Source organism: Acinetobacter sp. 778_lipA, from assembly GCF_058242985.1.
Map to the genome: position 1 here is coordinate 3,305,995 of NZ_JBZAYT010000001.1, position 19,558 is coordinate 3,325,552.

The window sequence follows — 19,558 nt, forward strand, 5'->3', positions numbered from 1 at the left end:
TTTATTTACCCTAAAATGGAACGATCGTTCCATTATAATGACAACATGGTGTTTAGTATGGATATTTATCTTCAATATTTTGTGATGCCTATATTCCTTAAGCGAGATGATCTTTCTGTCAATCATACACAGAGGTATCACGCATGAATCAGCTCAACAACAGACCAGAGCTGAATCGATCTGCGTCAAGCTTACCAATTTGGAAATTATTGGCCTTTACGGTTGCAGGTTTTATTACCATTATGACGGAAATCATACCAGCTGGCTTATTGGCATTGATCAGTCATGACTTAGAAGTTTCTCAAGCTTTAGCAGGGCAAATGATTTCAGTTTATGCCTTAGGATCGGTCATTGCGGCGATCCCTGTGGTTGCTGTAACACGAAGTTGGTCAAGAAAACCTTTATTATTATTGGCAATCGCCGGCTTGTTTATCTTCAATAGTCTAACAGCGCTATCTTCTAGCTATATCGTCATCCTGATTTCACGATTTATTGCCGGAATGTCTGCTGGAATTATCTGGGGTATCTTGGCTGGTTATGCTCGAAATCTGGTTCCTGCCCATCTACAAGGCAGAGCGATGGCAATCGTTGGGGTTGGTCAACCCATCGCATTATGTATGGGTGTGCCTTTAGCCATTTGGTTGGGCAATCTGTTTGGCTGGCGTGGGGTTTTCTGGATGATTTCAGGGCTTGCCTTAATCCTAATCATCTGGATTAAAGTAAGCCTTCCTCATTTGGCTGGACAACCCCCGAGTAAGCAACAGTCTATCCTCAAAGTCTTGGTTCACCCTGGTATAGGCGCAATTTTGACAGTTATTTTTGTTTGGATTTTGGCACATAACATACTTTATACCTTTATTTCTCCTTATTTATCAGCTGTTCAGCTGAGTGAGCATATTGATCTTATCCTGCTTATTTTTGGTCTTTCTTCAATATTCGGCATTTGGATTACAGGGATTTGGATAGATAGATCATTACGCAAATTAATCCTGATCAGTTTAACAGGCTTTGCAATCGCTGCTCTTTTCCTGGGCTTGAGCGGTCATCACATCTGGCTTGTGATGCTAGGTATCGTACTTTGGGGAATGACTTTTGGTGGTGCACCAACTCTACTACAAACTGCGCTAGCAGATGTTGCAGGTGAAAATGTAGATATTGCCCAATCAATGCTGGTGACAGTGTTCAATCTTGCTGTTGCAGGGGGCGGTATTTTTGGCGGCATCCTACTGCAAAATGTAGGAATAGACTCATTTTTTGTTTGTATCATCGCCTTATCATTATTGGGGTTATGTATTGTATTTTTAGCAAGTGAAAATGGTTTTAAATCGGGGCATCGTTTAAACAGCAAATAAGTTTAAAACCGTCATTTAACTGCATGTTCTGATGACAAAATCTATTGGATCAAACAGTGCCATCATCGTTGACTGTGCTGTTTGATCAATCTCTTAAACAACAGCTATGGTTTGGTTTACTAAAGTTAGCTTATGGTCTGTTTATTTCACTTTTACACACTTCTGCTGCTGAAGCTTGCTTCATAATGTCAACAATATTTGCGATACAGTAGATGGTATTTAATTGAACATCCGCATTATCATAACTACTTGCATGTTCATAACCATTGATAATAAATGTTTCAATTGGACTACGACCATCAGCACGCACATCCTGTCCAGACTGATAACAAACCGTTCCATCTCCCTTTGAGGTTGGCTTAATATCTAAATAAAACGTGGCTTTATTGGTTTTAGAAATTTTTGACTTTTCATCTAGCAAGACTTCCCTTATGCCATCTTTTTTATAGGCATTGTCTAATAAATTATGGATTTTCGAACCTTTTATGCTTAATTCAGCATCATCTTCCGGAACAGGTGTTACATCGTCTTCTTTTATATCACTTCGATCTTTTATATCTGGGAGTTCAATTAAATTTTTCTTGCCGTATAAGTTCATTAATTCAATTAGCTCATTTTCACTGCTAATATTTAGCTCTTCTTTACAACGCCACACCACTTGACCAAATGCTTTAAACCCTTCGTCAGCACCATAGCTTGCATAAGTATTGGCATGATAAGTATCTTTTATATGATCATGTAACTTTTTTACAATAACTAAAGTATCCCTATAAACATCAAAAATACTATCATATCCTTCTTTATCTACCGTTTTTGCAACCAATCCAGCAGGATCGATAAAATCAGGATTGATCATCGCCCACCAACAGTCTTTTCTTTTATAGAGATCATTATAAGGATCATTGCTTTTTGGCAATGTGGCAGTCATTTCACCTGTAGGCGTTTTCGCTTTAATGACCAACCATGCTTGAGAATTTTTGGGAAAATCCCCAACATTGGAATAATTTGAAAAAGGTAATAACTCTAAGCCACCGGGCGCATTTGCCAATGTTGCGGTGAGACGTTCAGAAGTATTCCCAAACATAAATTTGGTTGCCCAAGCCACAGCACTTTTGAAAAGTCCTGTTGAGGCTTTCCAACCATCCCAGCCTACAGTGAGGCGTTGATATACTGCTGGCGCACCACTGGCAGGCATCGCACCATGTATCACACCAGCAATCTTATCTTTAACCTTAGCATTTTGGATCAAGGCGCGAGTCACTAAGCCCCCCATAGAGTGGCTAACGATAATAAATTTTTTAAATTTTGCTGTAGGAAATTCTTTTTTAACTTGCGCCATAACTTGATTATTCAGTCGGTCTGCAACATGATCTGCTGACTTCATATTACTTTGTAACCAGTTATAGCCACAGGCAAACACTGGAAAAGCATAATCTGCCAATTCCTCATGCTGTTCTAGACCTAATAATTCAACGGTTTTTTGCGACGACCAATTTTTAAGTATTTTTTCCGTATCTGCATTGCCGGGTTGGACAATTTTTTCCCATTCAGCTGTACCATTAAACTTATCCTTCTCTTGATCTTTCAATTTCTTGAAGGGTTGATTTAAATTACTCTCCAAATAAATCAGTAAATTTGCATAACCCATGGTAATCACTGAACCCCAACCGCGTGCCAAAGCCAAGTCTTTGGTCATATGCGGAATTACTTTTTTACTTATTTTTACATCGCCATCATACCCAACCTGAGTTGTTGCTGGGTTCAGGGCAATCTGTCGTTCTCGTGCATCTCGTTTACTGTATTCAATAATTGTAGACAGTGATATTCGGGGATACCAAACCTCTTTATCATCAGCGGTATCTTTAATATTTGACCCCATAATCCCTGGAATAAAAATAATCGGCACAACATATTTGACAGGTGCAGGAATTACACACTCGGAATTAACACTATCTGGTGTGGTATATGAAACATAAGACACACTTCCAGATTCGTAAAGTATTTCATAGGCTTCATGACGATGGACATTATTTGACATTATTATTCTCCGAATTTACGGATGGTTTTTAGAATCGATTCATATAGTTTTAAGGCATCATATTGTTCTAGGCTACTGCTCTGTGTAAGAGGTGAAGAACGTGCCGTATCTACCTCAAAACTAATCAATGGATCTTGGTTATTATTGGCACTGCCTGTATGTTCCCATAAGGCACTAATGCCATTTTTCCCTTTCATTTTTTCTACTGAAATCCATTCTTGTCCCGTTAAATGCGCGGTATTTTTTTCACCTTTACGAATATTGCCTTTATCAATTTGACGCTGGCTTTGCCCGACCTCTTTAAACTTTTTTTCTATCCGTGGAATCATTGGCAAGACATATTCATCATTTGTTTCTGCCTCAAAACGTAACACCACTGTTGGATAGTCCTTAAATCTAAAACCAAGCTTTTGGATACTATAGCGGTACTGTTTGGTTTGATCTTTAATAAAGCCTTGGTAAATACATTGTCCTGCTTCCTTGGGAATCTCATGTTCATTACGATAGCGTAAATTTTTCACTAAATTATGAATCGCCTCGTTACTTCTCTTGGTTCTTGCAGGGGAGTCACTATGCCCTCCTTCAATTAAAAATAAAGTATTTTTATCCCATACGAAACCAAAGACTGTAAAGGGATGTCCTTTATCATTCGATTTTTTACCTTTTATAATTTTAGCAATACGTCCATCAATTTTTTGTTCTTGAGGATCATCAGTGATAAACCAACCGTCTTCAGAATATTCTTTTCTCACTTTTTGAACTGCTTCATCAAAATCTTGACGTGTTGCTTTAGTTTGAACCTTAATAGTAAAAGAATCATATTTATCATAACGTTCTAATGGATTAGCCTCAGCAGGAATATCAACCACATAACGCCCAATACAATAAGTTTTAGTTTTTTCTAAATTGATCATATTATTTCCAGTATTTTTTATTGCTGATTGTGCAAATGCGCAACTTGTCGTGATCATGCAAGTGGTGAGTAATAAAGAAGAAAATAGTTTATTCATTAATATTTCCTTTTTAGATAAGCGTTATCAGATGTATAAGTATTTTTAGCTATTGAAGAAAGTAAAAATATTGTTCAACATTTATTTATTCTTATAGCCTAAAATTAATAAGCAAAACTTAACACAAAATGTAAATAATCTCAAAAAAACAATAAATATCATTTAATTATTAAGCTATTAAAAATAATTGGTATATTTGAACTCTGTAGTTGCAGTCTTTGTTAAATCGATTTTTTCTTATAAAAGCTTTTTAAATTTCACAATACAGCTTTCAACACACCATTTAAGAAATTTAATGATTATCAAATAGACTTTTTGCAAAATATAATTGATAATGATTATCAATTTCATTATCTAAAGATTGGTGAACACTTTGGAACAGCCTACTCTAGCGACTGAAGCGATTCGAGCATTTTTTACCTTACAATGTTGCTGGTTAAACAGTGAAGAAATTTATCTTGAACAAGGTTGTTTGCATTGTGGTTCGGCAGCGACTTATTTAATTTATTTTACTCACGCCCCTATTCAAAAAATAATGCTTGATTTTATTCAAAAATATAACTGCCATAACAGCAAAAAATCAGATTTACTCGACTTATTAGACTTTGAACAGAATTATAATGATTTTTTACAAGTGCTTGAAAATGCAGTAAACAGCTATGCGCGACAATATCAAAACCAAACTTGTCATTTGGTATTTGAAAGTGTTGAATCTATTTTTGAACGTGAAGCAGCAATCGCATGTTAAACAATTCACGCTGTAATAAATCAAGCTGTAATGATTGAATCGAATAGACTATTTTTAACAGCTATTTTTTAATTTAATCACATCAATTTGTTACTCTCAATCTATCAAAATAAAGGGGCCAACATGTTGCTTGAAGTCTTCTAGACAACAGCAACTTATTGCCCCCGATAATAAATCTTAAGTTAAGATCTCGCATATAAAATTTAGCCAACAAAAGTTAAGCGATTAAATTTTCATACTTATACCCAGCTGTACCCCACGCCCAGGAAGAGGTGCAATGTATTTTAATGGCGAGTTCTGTGGTCGTGCATCTTCATTTAACAAATTAGATCCATTGAGGAAAACATCAAAATTGGCATTTTGTAATTTGAAGTGTTTTTGAATTTGTAGATCCAGCAAGTTATAAGACGGCAATGGAATTTCTTTAGACACATTTTTGCCTAAATACTGAGCTTGATCATAGTAAATATTGGATAAGCGTGCTAACCAATCATTTTTATTCCATTCAAGATTTAGCCCATAACGGTTCGTTGGCATATTAGGTAAGTAATTTCCATCATTTGCTAAACTGGTTTTGTTTGGATTCAAGTTTTTATTTTTCACCAAATCAGCAAAAGCAGAGATCAAAAGATTGCCATACTGATTGAGTTCAAACTTTTGTTTTAAATCAATTTCAAATCCAGTAATTTCAGCATCTGTCTGGGTCCAATATTTGAGTGGCAAACGATTACGCATTTGTGCCCCTGAATGCGTCAAATACAAATACTTGTCATATTTCATCTTATATACAGTTGCTTCAAAATTAAAATTTTTATAATTGAACAGACCTGTTAACTCAAGATTTTTGGACTGTTCTTCTTTGAGTTTTTGGTTACCTTCTTCTTGTAACATAATTGAATAATGTGGATGGCTGGCATAAAGTTCATTAATTTCAGGTGCTCTATCTGATACTGAATAACGCAACTTTAAACCCAATAGATCATTATATTTTAAGAATGAACCGAAACTATAGCTTTCAAGATTAAATTTCGTATCGGTGAGTTTTGTATTCGGTGAGTTTCTGGAGGGTACAAAATCACTTTTTTGAATTTTATGTTCAACCTTTTCGTTACGATAACCAGCATCGAGTTCTAGCCAATCAAAGTCTAATTTTTCCTTGATAAACACGGCTTGTGTTTGCGTATTGATATTCGGTAAATAACGTAAATTTCCATGCCCTACCACTTTACGATCAATCTGATTAAAGCCAATAAAACCATTCCAAAATTCAACAGGTCTATGCATAAGTAATAATTCAGCCTGTTGGGTATCAAATTTATAGTTATTGGCCATTTTTGATCCTAAATATTCACCTGATGTATTAACGCTCTTACTCACATCAAATTGTATTTGTTTCAATAACAACGGGCTAAAATTAAACTCGCTGTCTAAGGCATATCTTCGCTGATCTGTTTTTACCCCGACTGGTATGCTGTCACTGGTAGATTGAAAAGATTTATTTTCAAGAGAAAATCCGGGTACCCCATATTCACTTTTTTTTGAATCAGCACTGAGCCCAATACGTCCATTGTTAAGAAAATAAGTGCTTCCAATCGCAAAGTGTTGATTGTCTAAATAGCTATTGCCCAGCTTTTTTTTATAGTTGGGTGTGACATCTTTATTAATTTTGTTTTCAGTATATTGCTGGGTATTGGGCACATATTTAGGGTTTATCGGATTGGTATAGGTTTTTCCACGCATCTCAGTAGTTGGTTGATCCGTATAGAAGGAAAATGAACCATCTGCCCAATCAGGGTTTTCTGTCATAAACTGGTTAATATAAGGCTGAGATGCAGTGTTATAATTTTTTTGAATGCGTGCTTCTTTTTGGCAAGCATCTGCTAATGCTGTATTTACCCCACCCGTCGCTGGAAATACGCCACTATTACATACGCTCGCTTTACCCTCTCCCGGAATTTTATAAGCTGACATATCTTGGCTAGAAAACAATAAATTGGTGGAAAAATTACTTTGGTTATTGAGATTGAGCTTAAAACCTTTGGCATCAAAATCATTCCAGCCCTTTTTCGCTACCAGCTCTAATTGAGAACTTTTATTCGGCATCGCTGTATCGATTAGACCAGAATCAATATTCACACTTCCGCCAATGGCATTGCCACCATAACGTACACTGTCTGAAGATTTATTGACAGTAACAGATTGAGTGAATAAAGGATCAAAAGGGATATTAATATTGCCGCTGATACTATTCATTCCATAAATAGACTGACCATCTTCCAAAATCTGCACTCGGTTTCCACTTAAACTGCGAATCACAGGCGCACCTGAATTGGGACCAAAAGCGCTACTTTGTACCCCTGAAAGATGCTTTAAAGCATCACCTAAAGTTTTATTGTCTGCATTTCTATTTTCTACAACAATACTTTGATTGATAAATGGATCATTTTCGGCATTGACTCGAATCACTGGAAGTACAGTCAGTTGTTTGTTATCAATCGCATATGCAGGAAAGACCGGTAAAGAAATAGCGATTGCTAAAGTATGGTGACGCATCATGGATTCCGAATTGTAATTTATTGTTATGTTATAACATTACATAAACAGATGTACAACAATTATCATCAGTGCTTATACAGCTAGACCAGCTAGCGATTTATATAGGAAATGAAGAAATATAGAAGATGAAACTGGAATCCGTGTTACTTGTGCTTGATCTGTTGCGCCAGCTTCTGAATATTCATGCTAATCTCATCTGGAGTATGCGCTGCATAGCCAAACAATACCGCAGCTTTTTCATAAGGTTGTTGACAGTAGCGGGATAAAGGCTGAACAGCCAAATGAATGGCAAGACACTGGTCAATAAAGCTTTGCTCAGTCCATGGGGCATTTAGCCAACAAATCACATGAATCCCTGAGTCGGTTGGCTGAACAGTCAATACATCTGCAAGAAATTGTTGAATCGCAGCAATTAATGCCTGTTGACGTTCTTGGCAAGCTTTACGCACTTTACGTACATGGCGTGCATAATGCCCCTCTTTGATAAACAAAGCCAAAGCCGCTTGTTCTAAATAAGCACTCCGCGTATCAGTATAGTATTTTGCCAGACTCAATGTTTCTATCAGCGATTCTGGAACCACCATAAATCCAAGTCGGAACTCCGGAAACATCATTTTAGAAAAAGTACCAGAATAGATCACTCTTTGTTGTTGGTCTAAGCCCTGTAAGGCTTGAATTGGATGAGTTCCATATCTAAACTCACTATTATAATCATCTTCAAAAATCCATTTTTGCTGACTCGCTGCCCATTCCAACAGGGCCAATCGTCGACTTAAACTGAGTGTTCCACCTAAAGGGAACTGATGAGAAGGTGCGGTATAGATTAATTTACTTTCGGAATAATGCTGAATAATCTCGGCAACTTTCATCCCTTCGTGATCACTTGATACAGGATGAACTTGAATGCCAAAACTCCGAAAAATATTTAAAGCGGCATCATAGCCCGGCTCATCTAAACAGATCTGATCCAAAGGTTGTAATAATGCATAAGCTGCAAGATGAATCGCTTGTTGGGTACCATTTACAATCAAAATTTGTTGTACATCACATTTTAGTCCCCGTGTAGAACGAACATAATCACAAATTGCCTGACGTAAAGGCAAATAGCCTCGACAATCATGAAACTGCCCCAATTGCTGATGAGACTGCCGCCAAGCACGTCCCAATAATTTCCCCCAAAGCGAATGTGGGAATAAATCGATACAACCAACGCCGACATGAAATATTTTTTCACCCTGCCCAGATACATTTTGTTGCTGCCAAGCAGGTAATAAGCTTGCGATATGCGGATTAATATTTAGCTTGTGACAGATATCAGATGAAGATTCTGTCGGTATCTCTTGTATAGAAATTAATTGATCAGGAATCAGCTCTGCGACATAAGTACCAGAGCTTGGCTTGGTCACAATATAGCCTTCATCCAGTAAACGGTCCATTGCAGCCAAGACTGAATTTCTAGAAATCGACATCATTTCTGCCAAGACACGACTAGAGGGCAGTTTGGTTCCAGAAGCTAGACGACCATCTAAAATTGCATCACGTAAGACGCTATATAAACCCTCTTTAATCACCCCTTTAGGTAAGATCAAATGAGGGAAATAAGCAGAAGTTACTGTCACCATAAACAAAACTGGTACTGTTAAAAATACTCAAAGTGTATCTTATTTCAATACCACAATCATACTTAAACTCATTTCTCCTCTTTCTTTCCCGACAACTGGAGAATACCTATGGAAAATTTAGTGGTTCAAATTGTGCCTGTTGCACAACAAGACTATAAACAATGGCTGGAGTATTGGCTGGCTTATCAAGACTTTTACAAAGTGGCTTTATCCAACACTGTTACGCAAACCACTTGGCAACGTTTTTTTGATGATCAAGAGCCGATATATTGTGCTGTTGCTAAACAAGCTGAGCATGTTCTTGGCTTTGTACATTATGTGATCCATCGCTCGACATGGGCCGAGACCAACTTTTGCTATCTAGAAGACTTATATGTTTCTCCACAGGCAAGAGGTCAACATGTAGGCAAGCGCCTGATTGAATATGTACAACAGCAAGCTATAGTTCAACCCTGCGCGCGTTTGTATTGGCACACTCAACAAAGCAATCAAACTGCACAAAAACTCTATGACTGGATTGCTGAAAAACCAGGGGTCATTGAATATCGTATGCCTTTAAATTAATCCATAAAAAACCAGAAACACAATGCTTCTGGTTTTTACTTAAATCTCAATATATTGTGATTATTTCAATTTGTAGCATCTTTACTTAAACCTAAACCGTTCTAAAGTCAGTTCAACATGACTTAAGCTGATTTTTCAATCTCTTGAGCATCATGAACTCACAAAAACCTGATATAACTTTTCAACAGTTTGACGGATTTCCAATTCGGTCAGGGCTGCAAAACCAAAACGAATATAAAAACTATCATCTGAATGATGCCATACCGAACCAAAATCATATTCAGAATCAATATGTAATTGTTTTAAAAACATTAAAAACTGCTGTTGATAAGGCAACTTAAATTTTACCCACAACGCCATGCCACCTGCCGGTGTGGCTATTTTAACCCTATCTTCAAACGTCTGTTGAAAAGCCATCACAGCAAAATCTCGACGTTGCTGATAAATCTTGCGCATTTTACGGATATGTCGCTTAATTTCACCCTGCTGCATCAGCTCAGCCATTGCCAATTCAGTAATCGCATTGCCCTGTTTATCGATCAGCAAAATATCTTGTTTCATCGCCTGAATAATCTGTACATTGGTCACCACATAACCAATTCTTAAACTGGGCGCGAATACTTTAGACAAAGAGCCGATATGAATCACTTTGTCTGCTGCTGGTAAGCTAATTAACGGCGGAATGGGTCGGCTGTCATAATGAAACTCATGGTCATAATCATCTTCAATAATATAGAAATCAAAGGCTTTAGACAGCTCTAATAGTTTTAATCGTCGATCCATAGACATCGTCACTGTCGTTGGATATTGATGATGGGGTGTGGTGTAGACCGCAGCAACTGCATGGCTGGACAAAATTTCAGTTAAATGATCGGTATCTAAACCATGCTTATCCAAACGCACGCGAATAATTTGATAATGATTAGAAAGAAATGTTTCTACTGCCGGTGGGTAAGCCCATTGCTCTACCACAATCATATGACGCTGAGACTGATGTTGAGCCAGAACCCGCGCAGCTAGAAAAATCCCCATTTGACTGCCACGAACCACACAAATGTTTTCCATAGAGGTTTGTATAAAACGCTCCATAGATAACATATTTAATAAGGCTTGACGAAGTTCTAAACTGCCCTGAGGATCTCCATATCCCATGGTTTGATGGCGTGTCACTTGAATCAATGCATGCCGATAAGCCCGAGAAAACAATTCATAGGGGATCAACCGATTGTCTGGCACACCATCATTTTTGATAAGTATCTGCGTAGGAAAAACGGGAGTGATATCAATCTGTTTGAGTGTAGGCGATGACTGCACTTTTAGGTCTGGTAAGTTTTCTGAAACAAAAGTGCCTTGTCTGGCTTTTGAGACCAGCCACCCCTGTGCCTCCAAATCTTCATATACCGATTGTACGGTTTTTCGGTTAATCCCAAGTTCATCTGCCAGAGTGCGTGAACCAGGCAAGCGTGTTCCCTGAGTAATTCTGCCAGATAAAATCTCTTGAATAATCTGATTTGCCAACTTTAAAAAAAGGGTCTTTTCTTCACGATCTTCTAAATGTAGCCGAATTTTCCAAGGCTGACGCATAACTCTCTGGCCCATATAAGTTTTAGAAACTGGATATTTTAATCCATCCACAGAATTTTTATTCTGTACTTAGGCGATGTGAAAATCAACTCAGCGAGAGGTTTTATTTATGCAAACGGCACAACTAGACAAACAGCAATTGATGCAAAATGCACAGCAAAACATGCAGCAATTTATTCAAGATTCAAGCTATACAGATCGACAAAAGTTGGCATTAACCTGCCGTATTTTATTTGACCACGGACATGATGCTGGCTTAGCAGGACAAATCACTTGTCGTACCACGCAAGGCAATACCTTTATCACTCAGCGTTTTGGTCTCGGCTTTGATGAAATTACAGCGCAAAATTTATTGGAAGTTGATGAAGATCTAAAACCACTTGACCAACAAGGTATGGCAAATCCTGCAAATCGCTTTCATACATGGATCTATAAACAACATCCTGAAGTGAATTGCATTATCCATACCCATCCAACACATATTGCAGCGTTGTCAATGCTCCGTGTGCCCTTAGCGATCGCACAAATGGATACTTGCGCTTTATACGAAGACTGTTCTTTTGTGGAAGAGTGGCCGGGAGTCCCTGTCGGCAATGAAGAAGGTATCTTTATTTCAGAAGCCTTAGGTAAAAACCGCGCTGTACTACTGTCACATCATGGTCAGCTGGTGGCAGGTAAAACCATTGAAGAGGCTTGCAACTTAGCCATTTTAATTGAACGCGCTGCCCGACTTCAGCTTTTGGCAATGGCTGCTGGACAAATTCAACCTATCCCACATGAACTGGCAAAAGAAGCTCATGACTGGGTCTCTACCAACAAGCGTAATCATGTCAATTTTGCATACTATGCGCGTAAAGCTTTAAAAAATCATGCGGACTGTATCGAGGAGTAATGAAAATGAAATTAGAAGGCATTATTGCATACCCAATCACACCATTTCACCCAAACACCCAAGCTGTCGATGTTGATGCGCTGACCATCACATTAAATGCTCTGCTAGAACAACAATGTAATGCGATTGTGCCATTGGGCAGTGCTGGTGAAAGTGCCTATTTATCTTGGCAAGAATGGCAACAAGTCGCACAAAAAAGTATCGAAGTCGTTAATCAACGTGTCCCAGTCATGTTGGGAATTTCTGAACTCACAACGGCGATGGCGATTCAAAAAGCCCAAAAAGCTGAGGAGCTTGGCGCTGATCTAATTATGGTGATACCAGTGTCTTACTGGAAACTCAATGATCAAGAAATCTATGATTATTACCAGCAAATTGCTGCATCGACCAAGCTGCCAATCATGGTATATAACAACCCTGCAACCAGTGGTGTAGATATGTCACCAGAATTGATCGTGAAAATGTTTCAAGAAATTGAGAATATTTGCATGGTTAAAGACAGTACTGGCGATATTCAGCGCATGCATAAATTTCATGAATTATCTCAAGGACAGTTGCCCTTTTATAATGGTTGTAATCCTTTGGCACTTGAGGCATTTTGTGCAGGGGCAAGTGGCTGGTGTACTGTGGCGCCAAATCTACTCGGTGAGCTACCAAGTCAGTTATATCAGGCAGTCAAAGATGGTGATTTAGACCACGCCAAAGCCTTGTTTTATCGTCAATTGCCTTTGCTGCGCTTTATTGTACAAGGTGGCTTACCTAAAACAGTCAAAGCGGGTTTAAATGAATTAGGTTTTTCTGTAGGTGAACCAAGAAAACCGTTACAACATGCTACCCCACTGGAAGTTCAGCAATTAAAGTCGTTGATGGCCTTAGCAAAACAAGCGTAAACGATCGTCGTATGCGCTTGTGAAGTTATAAAATTGATCCGATAAACATGCTTTGTTGCATACACAGCCGATCCGCTGCTTTGACAGATACTCAAATGATAAGTAAATGTCATCCAGCGGTGTTTAAATCTAAGTGCAACAAAGCGGTTATTGCCATAGCAAATATCGGCGTAATAAATAAATCAATTCCCAAATCAGCTTTCTAAAAACTAAATCCAAGGTTTAAATTGATACGATACAACCATTGGTCACTATAGGGTGAAACGGTCGAGCTAAAACCGGTTGAATTCATTGCACCACCAATAATATTGGCATTTTTCCCCCAAGTATAATCGGCCCACACCATAAAGGGTGACGCAATAAACATCATCCCAGTGGTATTCATTTGAGAATCTGACCAATCATCACGTTTCTTATCCATATAACTATAATCATTGTAGAATCGGATCGCTTTGAGTTTGCCCATATTTTGCATAGGTAAGGTATAGGCAAGATTTAAACTGGCAACTGTCGCTTCAGAGGCAATAAAATAAGCAGGGGTAAATCCGTTATTCCCCATTAAAGTCATATCATTATTGACCCCATCAGGATTCTTTGCATCATATTGATAATGAATCACAGAGCTTTGTAAATTAAAGCGTTTGTAATTGTTATCGCTATGCACCCCTACTGCATAATATTGACCATTTTTATCGGTGGTTTTATTATGCAATTGCGCAATTGCCCCTGATACCCCGACTTCCTGCTTACCCACTTTGGTGTCTAGCTTGCGCACAATCCGCGTATTGAATTGATGGCGCTTTTCATTTTGATAGGCTTTTTGACTTGGAAATGCATTGTCGGCTAGGTCATCATAAGTGGCACTTTCGGGCGAATAGCGCAGATTGGTTGCCAGCATTTCAGGGTAATAGCCCAATTTTACATCCCAGTCCTGATTATGAAAATTCCAGTTCAAACCTGGCGCAATGTTATTGCCATAGCCCAAAAAGAATGGGATATGGTAAGTCCAACCATTTTGCGGATAAGGATAAATCGCAAAAGGCTTATATACAAATCCTGCTTCTAGACTATTCTGTTGGTCTAAATTGTAGCCCACATAAGCTTTTTCAATCGAGCGCTTCTCTTGATCTTGAAACAGATAACTTGCATTAAAATAGGCATCGTCAAATTTACCCTTTACATCGACTCTAAAAATATCAAAATAGAGTTTGCCAAAGCCATCATTGGGCCCTTCCCAATTTTCATAGCGTTGGTTTAATCGCACCACGCCACCCAATTTTATAGAGTCCGTCCCATCTTCACTTTTCCATTCTAATGCTGAGCTTTGCGCCAAAACATTGGATGTGGTACCCAAATACATTGCTGCAAGTAGCATCGCGATTGATGTCTTTTTCATAATTGCGTCCTTCCCTTGTGTTCCAACGATCCTGTTGGACTTTTGTTTTACCTATAAAACATAGTTTTTATTGTATTTTGAGCAAAAAAATTTGCCGGAGCTTTTGCTGAACATCCGATGCCAGCATCGGATGTTCAACTGGGTTTAATAGAGTTTTTTCTGCGGTGGTCCTGCAAAGTTCAGTGGTCCAATCGAATTCATATCCAATTCGATCACACTTGGCCCTTGAAAATCGACCGCTTGTTGAATCACGCTTTTAAACTCATCTGCACTGCCCACTTTCCAGCTTTTCACTCCCATTGCTTCCCCTAAGATTTTATAATCTGGGGTATGCAATTCATTGAAATATTGACGCCCTTCAAAGTAATTCTTTTGGATACCACGCATGACGCCATAACCACCGTCGTTCATGATCATCAGCACCATGTTGGTATTTTCTTGTGCCATGGTGGCAATCTCACCGATACCGAGCATCAAACCACCATCCCCTACTAAGCCGATCACTTTTTTATCTGGATTGGCAATAGAAGCACCAATTGCTGTGGCTAAACCAAGACCAATTGCCCCTGCAAGTGAGTGAATATTTTGATTTGGTGCTTGTACTGGAAATAATCGGCTGCCCCAAGTACTGCCTGACATGGTAATGTCACGAACAAAGATGCCGTCTTGAGGTAGTGCCGCACGTAAGTGATCACAGATCAGGGCATATTGATCCAGCTGAGTACGCAACGCCTCAATAGCTGACTGTTTTGCCGCAACAACCGCTGCATCATAATCTGCATCAACTTTTGAGATACCGCTTAGCCCTGTGAGCACACGTTGTAATACATCTTTGGCATCACCACAAATGAAGTTACGAACTTTATAATTACGTTGCTGTGCTACTGGATTGGCATCAATCTGAATCAGATTATCAGGGAATTGTACCGAATAGGTTTTAGTTTCATTGCTGCGTAAACGCGAGCCCACCACCACCAATAAGTCAGCCTCTTTTAACAGTTGCTCAACCCCTGCTGAATTATGGAATGCACCTAAACTACGTGGATGCTCATCCGCTAACACACCACGAGCATGGGTAGAAGAAACAACAGGAATCCCAAGATCCGCAATGGCTTTCACTTCATCAACACTATTTAATGTGCCACCACCAATCCAGAAGATGGGGCGTTTGGCTTTTTTAACTTCTTCAACAATTAAATCTATTTCAACTTGCTCAGCCTGCGGTAATTCAAGCGCTTTGACAGGACCTAAATTCAATGGCAAGTCAATTTCTGCAGCTTGCACATCAATCGGGAGCTCAACACTTACAGGCCCCATCGGTACTGTGGTTGCAACACGAATTGCTTCACGAATTACACCCACTGCATTGTCTGGGCTGGTAATACGAAATGCAGCTTTGCTTGAAGCACGTAAGAAGGTCAGTTGATCTTTGGTTTCATGGATAAAGCTGGCATCACGATCAAGATATTCACGTTCAACTTGCCCTGTTAAATGCAACACAGGACTTCCAGCATTCATCGCTTCAATCAATGAACCTACTGCATTGCCTGCCCCAGCACCGGTACTGGTCAAAGCAACCCCTAAACCTTTAAAGCGTGAGTGACCATCTGCCATCGTGACTGCACCTGCTTCGCCACGCGCTGCCACAAAACGAATTTTTTCACGACGCCCTACGGCATCTGCAATTGGTAGGTTATGAATTGAAATCACCCCATAGATACTTTCCACTTGGTGTGCTTCTAAAACACGCGCGATTGCTTCGCCTACATTTACACGTTCTGTCATTGTTTATTCCTCAAAAACTTTTTCATTCCATGAATTTATTATTCACACCAAGGATTTGGCTGTTCGCTTAATCCCATATAAATACTTTTTTGCTGCATATAAGACAAAATACCTAAACGCCCTTTTTCACGCCCGATACCACTTTCTTTAAAGCCACCAAACGGTGCCGAAATAGAGAATTTTTTATAGGTATTAATCCAGACTGTACCGACTTCCAAAGCACGCGCAATTTGCCAAGCTTTACGGTAATTTTCAGTCCAGATTCCTGCTGCAAGCCCAAAACAACTGTCGTTGGCTTGGGTGATTAAATCAGCTTCATCGTGATACTTCATCACCACCAAGACTGGACCAAAAATCTCTTCCTGACAGGTTTGTGCAGTATTATTTAAGCTGGTGATGATGGTCGGTAAGTAATAACTTCCTTTCGCCAAATCACCATCCGTCAGCGCTTGACCACCCACTACAACTTGACCACCTTCTTGCTTGGCCAATTGCACATAGGCATCGACAGAAGCCAAATGCTTTGGATTAATTAAAGAGCCCAAATGTACACCCGCTGTTTCTGGATGTCCCACTCGTAAAGCTTTGGTAATTTCAACCAAACGCTTAAGGAACTGATCGTAAATACTGTGATGCACGAAGAGTCGTGAACCTGCAATACAGGCTTGTCCTGCGGAACTAAAGATCCCATAAGCCACACCTTTAGCAGCCAATTCAATGTCTGCATCAGGCATAACAATCGTAGGGGATTTTCCACCAAGCTCTAATGAGGTGGTAATCAATTTATCTGCGGCAAGATGAGCCAAATGACGCCCTGTAGTGGTTCCGCCAGTAAATGAAATTTTGCGGACCAAAGGATGCTTTACGATGGCATCACCAATTACAGAACCACGCCCCACTAAAACACTGAGTAAGCCTTTTGGCAGTCCTGCTTGTTCAAAGATTTTCGCAAGTTCCAAGGCAATTAAAGACGTTGCCTCTGCCGGTTTAAGGATCACCGCATTTCCAGCAGCAATCGCAGGGGCAAGTTTTTGAACTTCACTGGCAATCGGTGAATTCCACGGTGTAATCGCGGCCACCACACCGACAGGTTCATGCACACTCATGGTCATAAAGTCAGCCGCACGTTGTGTGGTGAGTTCATCATTCAGCGTTTCACATGCTGCGGCAACATAGCGTGCTGTCGCGGCTGCACTCATCACTAAACCACGTGTTTCAGCCAGTGGCTTACCATTATCACGGGTTTGTAATTTTGCAAGCTCATCTACACGCGCTTCAATAATCTCTGCCACTTTATACAAAATACGCGCACGTTCATGTGGCATGCTATTGCGCCAGCCCGCTTGTCGCCATGCCAAGTCTGCTTTTTCAATTGCTTCATTGACATCATCTAAACTCGCTGTAGAAATTTCAGCATTGACAGATTGATCTGCTGGAAACAGACTTTGAATCGTATTGCCTTTACCTAATCGCCATTCACCTGCGATATAAATTTCCTTTACCATGATCAAATCCTTTTAAATCTGAATTGCTTCAACGCTATTGCGACATGCACGAATCACGCTAAGCGCAGCCAAAGTTGAGGTTTTAGGATTGCTTGCCAAAGGCACACCCACCAATTCAATGGTCATTTCACCAAACACGCCTTCTGCCACAATGGTGTGCTTGTTCTTATTAGTTTTTGGATCAACCGTAAGCTCAACCATGGTTTCATCCATGCCTAAACCTGCGAGTGCAATGGTTGCTGCAACATTGGCATTGGCTGGAAACTTCAGTGCTGCTTCTCTGGCTGTACCACGAAAAAAAACCATAGCTTCACTGACCTGATCGAGATCAACCAATTGTTCAGCATAACTGCCACGCCAACTCTTCGGGCTTTTACAGCCTTTATAGGTGACCTTTTCCAAACCACCTTCTTTTGCCGCAGAGATACCATCGATCCCCGCAATCGCACCCGCTAAAAGATGCAGATGGGCATCGTGTTGTTCCGCAGTCTGTTTCAGTTGAGAGAAAAATTCGCTATCGGCTAAGGTTCCTACTGAAATCAGACCAATGGTCCAACCTTTCTCTAACACCTTTTGGGCATGTTCTTTTACCGCCGCTTGGCCTGCCACTTCGATCACATAATCAGGCGTGCCAAGGCATGCATCAATCGAACTAATTACTTGTACCTGAGCGGATACTTGTGCCTGTACTTTTTCAACACTGCGTGCAGGCACCACAATCCATTTAAGCTGTAAATCTTGTGGCATATGTGCGTACACTTCTGCTGCCATTGCACCGAAACCAATCATCATCAACTGTTTCATGGGCACACCTTATAAATGTTTGTTAAATCCACCAGAGACATCCAAGGCTGCACCCGTGGTATATGATGCCAATGGTGAAGCCAAGAAGACCAAAGCGTTTGCTGGTTCTTCAGGTTTACCTAGACGTTGCATTGGAATACCACGGTTTTTTGCAATATTGCCTGTCCACTGTTCCCATGACGCTTGGCTATCTGAACGTGTTTCAAAACGGCGTTTCCACTGTGCTGACTCCACCATGCCCAATAAAATTGAATTCACCCGAATCCCATACTGGCTAAATTCATGTGCTAAGGAATGAGTTAAATTCAGCAAAGCGGCGCGTGCCGATGAAGTCGCGATCATGTGTGGTTCAGGTTGCAAGGCCAGTAAGGAATTGACATTGGTGATTGATCCACACGCCGAATTTTTTAAATCATCTAAAAATGCACGTACAGGATGCAAAACACTGAAATACTTCAATTCAATTTCTTTCATCCAATCTTCATCTTGGGTGTCTTCAAAATTGGATACACGCCCTTGACCTGCGTTATTGATCAACATGTCGACATTGCCTAAATTTTGATTGACCTGTTGTGCAAAGCGTTTTACATCTTGTTTGTCTAAAACATTGCAGGCTTGAGTAAAAATATGGGCTTGCGGATACTTTTCCAAAATATAATTTTTTGATTCTGCTAAACGCTGTTCATCCCGACCACACCATGCCACTTGGGCACCTTCTGCAACTAAAATTTCGACAGCAGCCAAACCAATGCCTGACGAGCCACCTGTTACTACTGCTATTTTTCCTTCAACTTGGAAGCTCATTTTTTTCT

Annotated in this window: 15 protein-coding genes; 5 read left to right on the forward strand and 10 right to left on the reverse strand. The window is 39.7% G+C overall.

Translation table 11 applies throughout. The features are described from left to right. Window positions 1-143: 143 nt before the first annotated feature. Window positions 144-1,352: an MFS transporter gene (locus AC4CUY_RS15645; protein ID WP_490774375.1), complete on the forward strand. Its 1,209-nt coding sequence runs from the start codon at window positions 144-146 to the stop codon at window positions 1,350-1,352. 130 nt (window positions 1,353-1,482) lie between these two features. Here AC4CUY_RS15645 and AC4CUY_RS15650 read toward each other — a convergent pair whose 3' ends face one another. Both AC4CUY_RS15650 and AC4CUY_RS15655 read right to left on the reverse strand, forming a co-directional pair. Next, on the reverse strand, window positions 1,483-3,390 hold the full coding sequence (locus tag AC4CUY_RS15650; RefSeq protein ID WP_490774376.1) for a lipase family alpha/beta hydrolase: 1,908 nt from the start codon (window positions 3,388-3,390) through the stop codon (window positions 1,483-1,485). 2 nt (window positions 3,391-3,392) lie between these two features. Continuing rightward, window positions 3,393-4,400, reverse strand: coding sequence for a T6SS immunity protein Tli4 family protein (locus tag AC4CUY_RS15655; RefSeq protein ID WP_490774377.1), 1,008 nt, complete (start codon window positions 4,398-4,400; stop codon window positions 3,393-3,395). 364 nt (window positions 4,401-4,764) lie between these two features. Between AC4CUY_RS15655 and AC4CUY_RS15660 the strand changes: the two genes are divergently transcribed. Beyond that, on the forward strand, window positions 4,765-5,148 hold the full coding sequence (locus AC4CUY_RS15660; protein ID WP_336951924.1) for a hypothetical protein: 384 nt from the start codon (window positions 4,765-4,767) through the stop codon (window positions 5,146-5,148). A 225-nt stretch (window positions 5,149-5,373) separates the two neighbouring features. Here AC4CUY_RS15660 and AC4CUY_RS15665 read toward each other — a convergent pair whose 3' ends face one another. Then, on the reverse strand, window positions 5,374-7,701 hold the full coding sequence (locus tag AC4CUY_RS15665; RefSeq protein WP_490774378.1) for a TonB-dependent receptor: 2,328 nt from the start codon (window positions 7,699-7,701) through the stop codon (window positions 5,374-5,376). A 146-nt stretch (window positions 7,702-7,847) separates the two neighbouring features. Then, window positions 7,848-9,326, reverse strand: a complete 1,479-nt coding sequence (pdxR, locus tag AC4CUY_RS15670; protein ID WP_336951926.1) for a MocR-like pyridoxine biosynthesis transcription factor PdxR — start codon at window positions 9,324-9,326, stop codon at window positions 7,848-7,850. 108 nt (window positions 9,327-9,434) lie between these two features. Between pdxR (AC4CUY_RS15670) and AC4CUY_RS15675 the strand changes: the two genes are divergently transcribed. Further along, window positions 9,435-9,890: a GNAT family N-acetyltransferase gene (locus tag AC4CUY_RS15675; RefSeq protein WP_336951927.1), complete on the forward strand. Its 456-nt coding sequence runs from the start codon at window positions 9,435-9,437 to the stop codon at window positions 9,888-9,890. Between the two features lie 150 nt (window positions 9,891-10,040). Here AC4CUY_RS15675 and pdxR (AC4CUY_RS15680) read toward each other — a convergent pair whose 3' ends face one another. Continuing rightward, on the reverse strand, window positions 10,041-11,474 hold the full coding sequence (gene pdxR, locus AC4CUY_RS15680) for a MocR-like pyridoxine biosynthesis transcription factor PdxR (protein ID WP_483770728.1): 1,434 nt from the start codon (window positions 11,472-11,474) through the stop codon (window positions 10,041-10,043). A 109-nt stretch (window positions 11,475-11,583) separates the two neighbouring features. On the opposite strand from pdxR (AC4CUY_RS15680), the gene AC4CUY_RS15685 reads away from it, so the two are divergent. Together AC4CUY_RS15685 and AC4CUY_RS15690 are read left to right on the forward strand one after the other, a co-directional pair. Beyond that, window positions 11,584-12,366, forward strand: coding sequence for an aldolase (locus AC4CUY_RS15685; protein ID WP_336951929.1), 783 nt, complete (start codon window positions 11,584-11,586; stop codon window positions 12,364-12,366). Window positions 12,367-12,371: 5 nt separating this feature from the next. Next, complete coding sequence (locus AC4CUY_RS15690; protein ID WP_490774379.1) at window positions 12,372-13,256, forward strand: dihydrodipicolinate synthase family protein; 885 nt, start codon at window positions 12,372-12,374, stop codon at window positions 13,254-13,256. A gap of 202 nt (window positions 13,257-13,458) precedes the next feature. Here AC4CUY_RS15690 and AC4CUY_RS15695 read toward each other — a convergent pair whose 3' ends face one another. The 5 genes from AC4CUY_RS15695 to AC4CUY_RS15715 form a co-directional block, all read right to left on the reverse strand. Continuing rightward, a complete protein-coding gene (locus tag AC4CUY_RS15695; RefSeq protein ID WP_419327097.1) occupies window positions 13,459-14,652 on the reverse strand; it encodes a hypothetical protein in 1,194 nt (397 codons plus the stop codon). A gap of 144 nt (window positions 14,653-14,796) precedes the next feature. After that, window positions 14,797-16,437, reverse strand: coding sequence for a thiamine pyrophosphate-binding protein (locus AC4CUY_RS15700; protein WP_419327096.1), 1,641 nt, complete (start codon window positions 16,435-16,437; stop codon window positions 14,797-14,799). Between the two features lie 38 nt (window positions 16,438-16,475). After that, the gene (locus AC4CUY_RS15705) at window positions 16,476-17,942 is read right to left on the reverse strand and encodes an aldehyde dehydrogenase (RefSeq protein ID WP_490774380.1); all 1,467 of its coding nucleotides are present in this window, start codon (window positions 17,940-17,942) and stop codon (window positions 16,476-16,478) included. Between the two features lie 12 nt (window positions 17,943-17,954). Next, a complete protein-coding gene (locus tag AC4CUY_RS15710; protein ID WP_336951932.1) occupies window positions 17,955-18,746 on the reverse strand; it encodes an aspartate dehydrogenase in 792 nt (263 codons plus the stop codon). A 9-nt stretch (window positions 18,747-18,755) separates the two neighbouring features. Then, window positions 18,756-19,550 carry an SDR family oxidoreductase gene (locus AC4CUY_RS15715; RefSeq protein WP_336951933.1) on the reverse strand — a complete coding sequence of 265 codons (795 nt, stop codon included), beginning with the start codon at window positions 19,548-19,550 and terminating at the stop codon, window positions 18,756-18,758. Window positions 19,551-19,558: the final 8 nt, after the last annotated feature.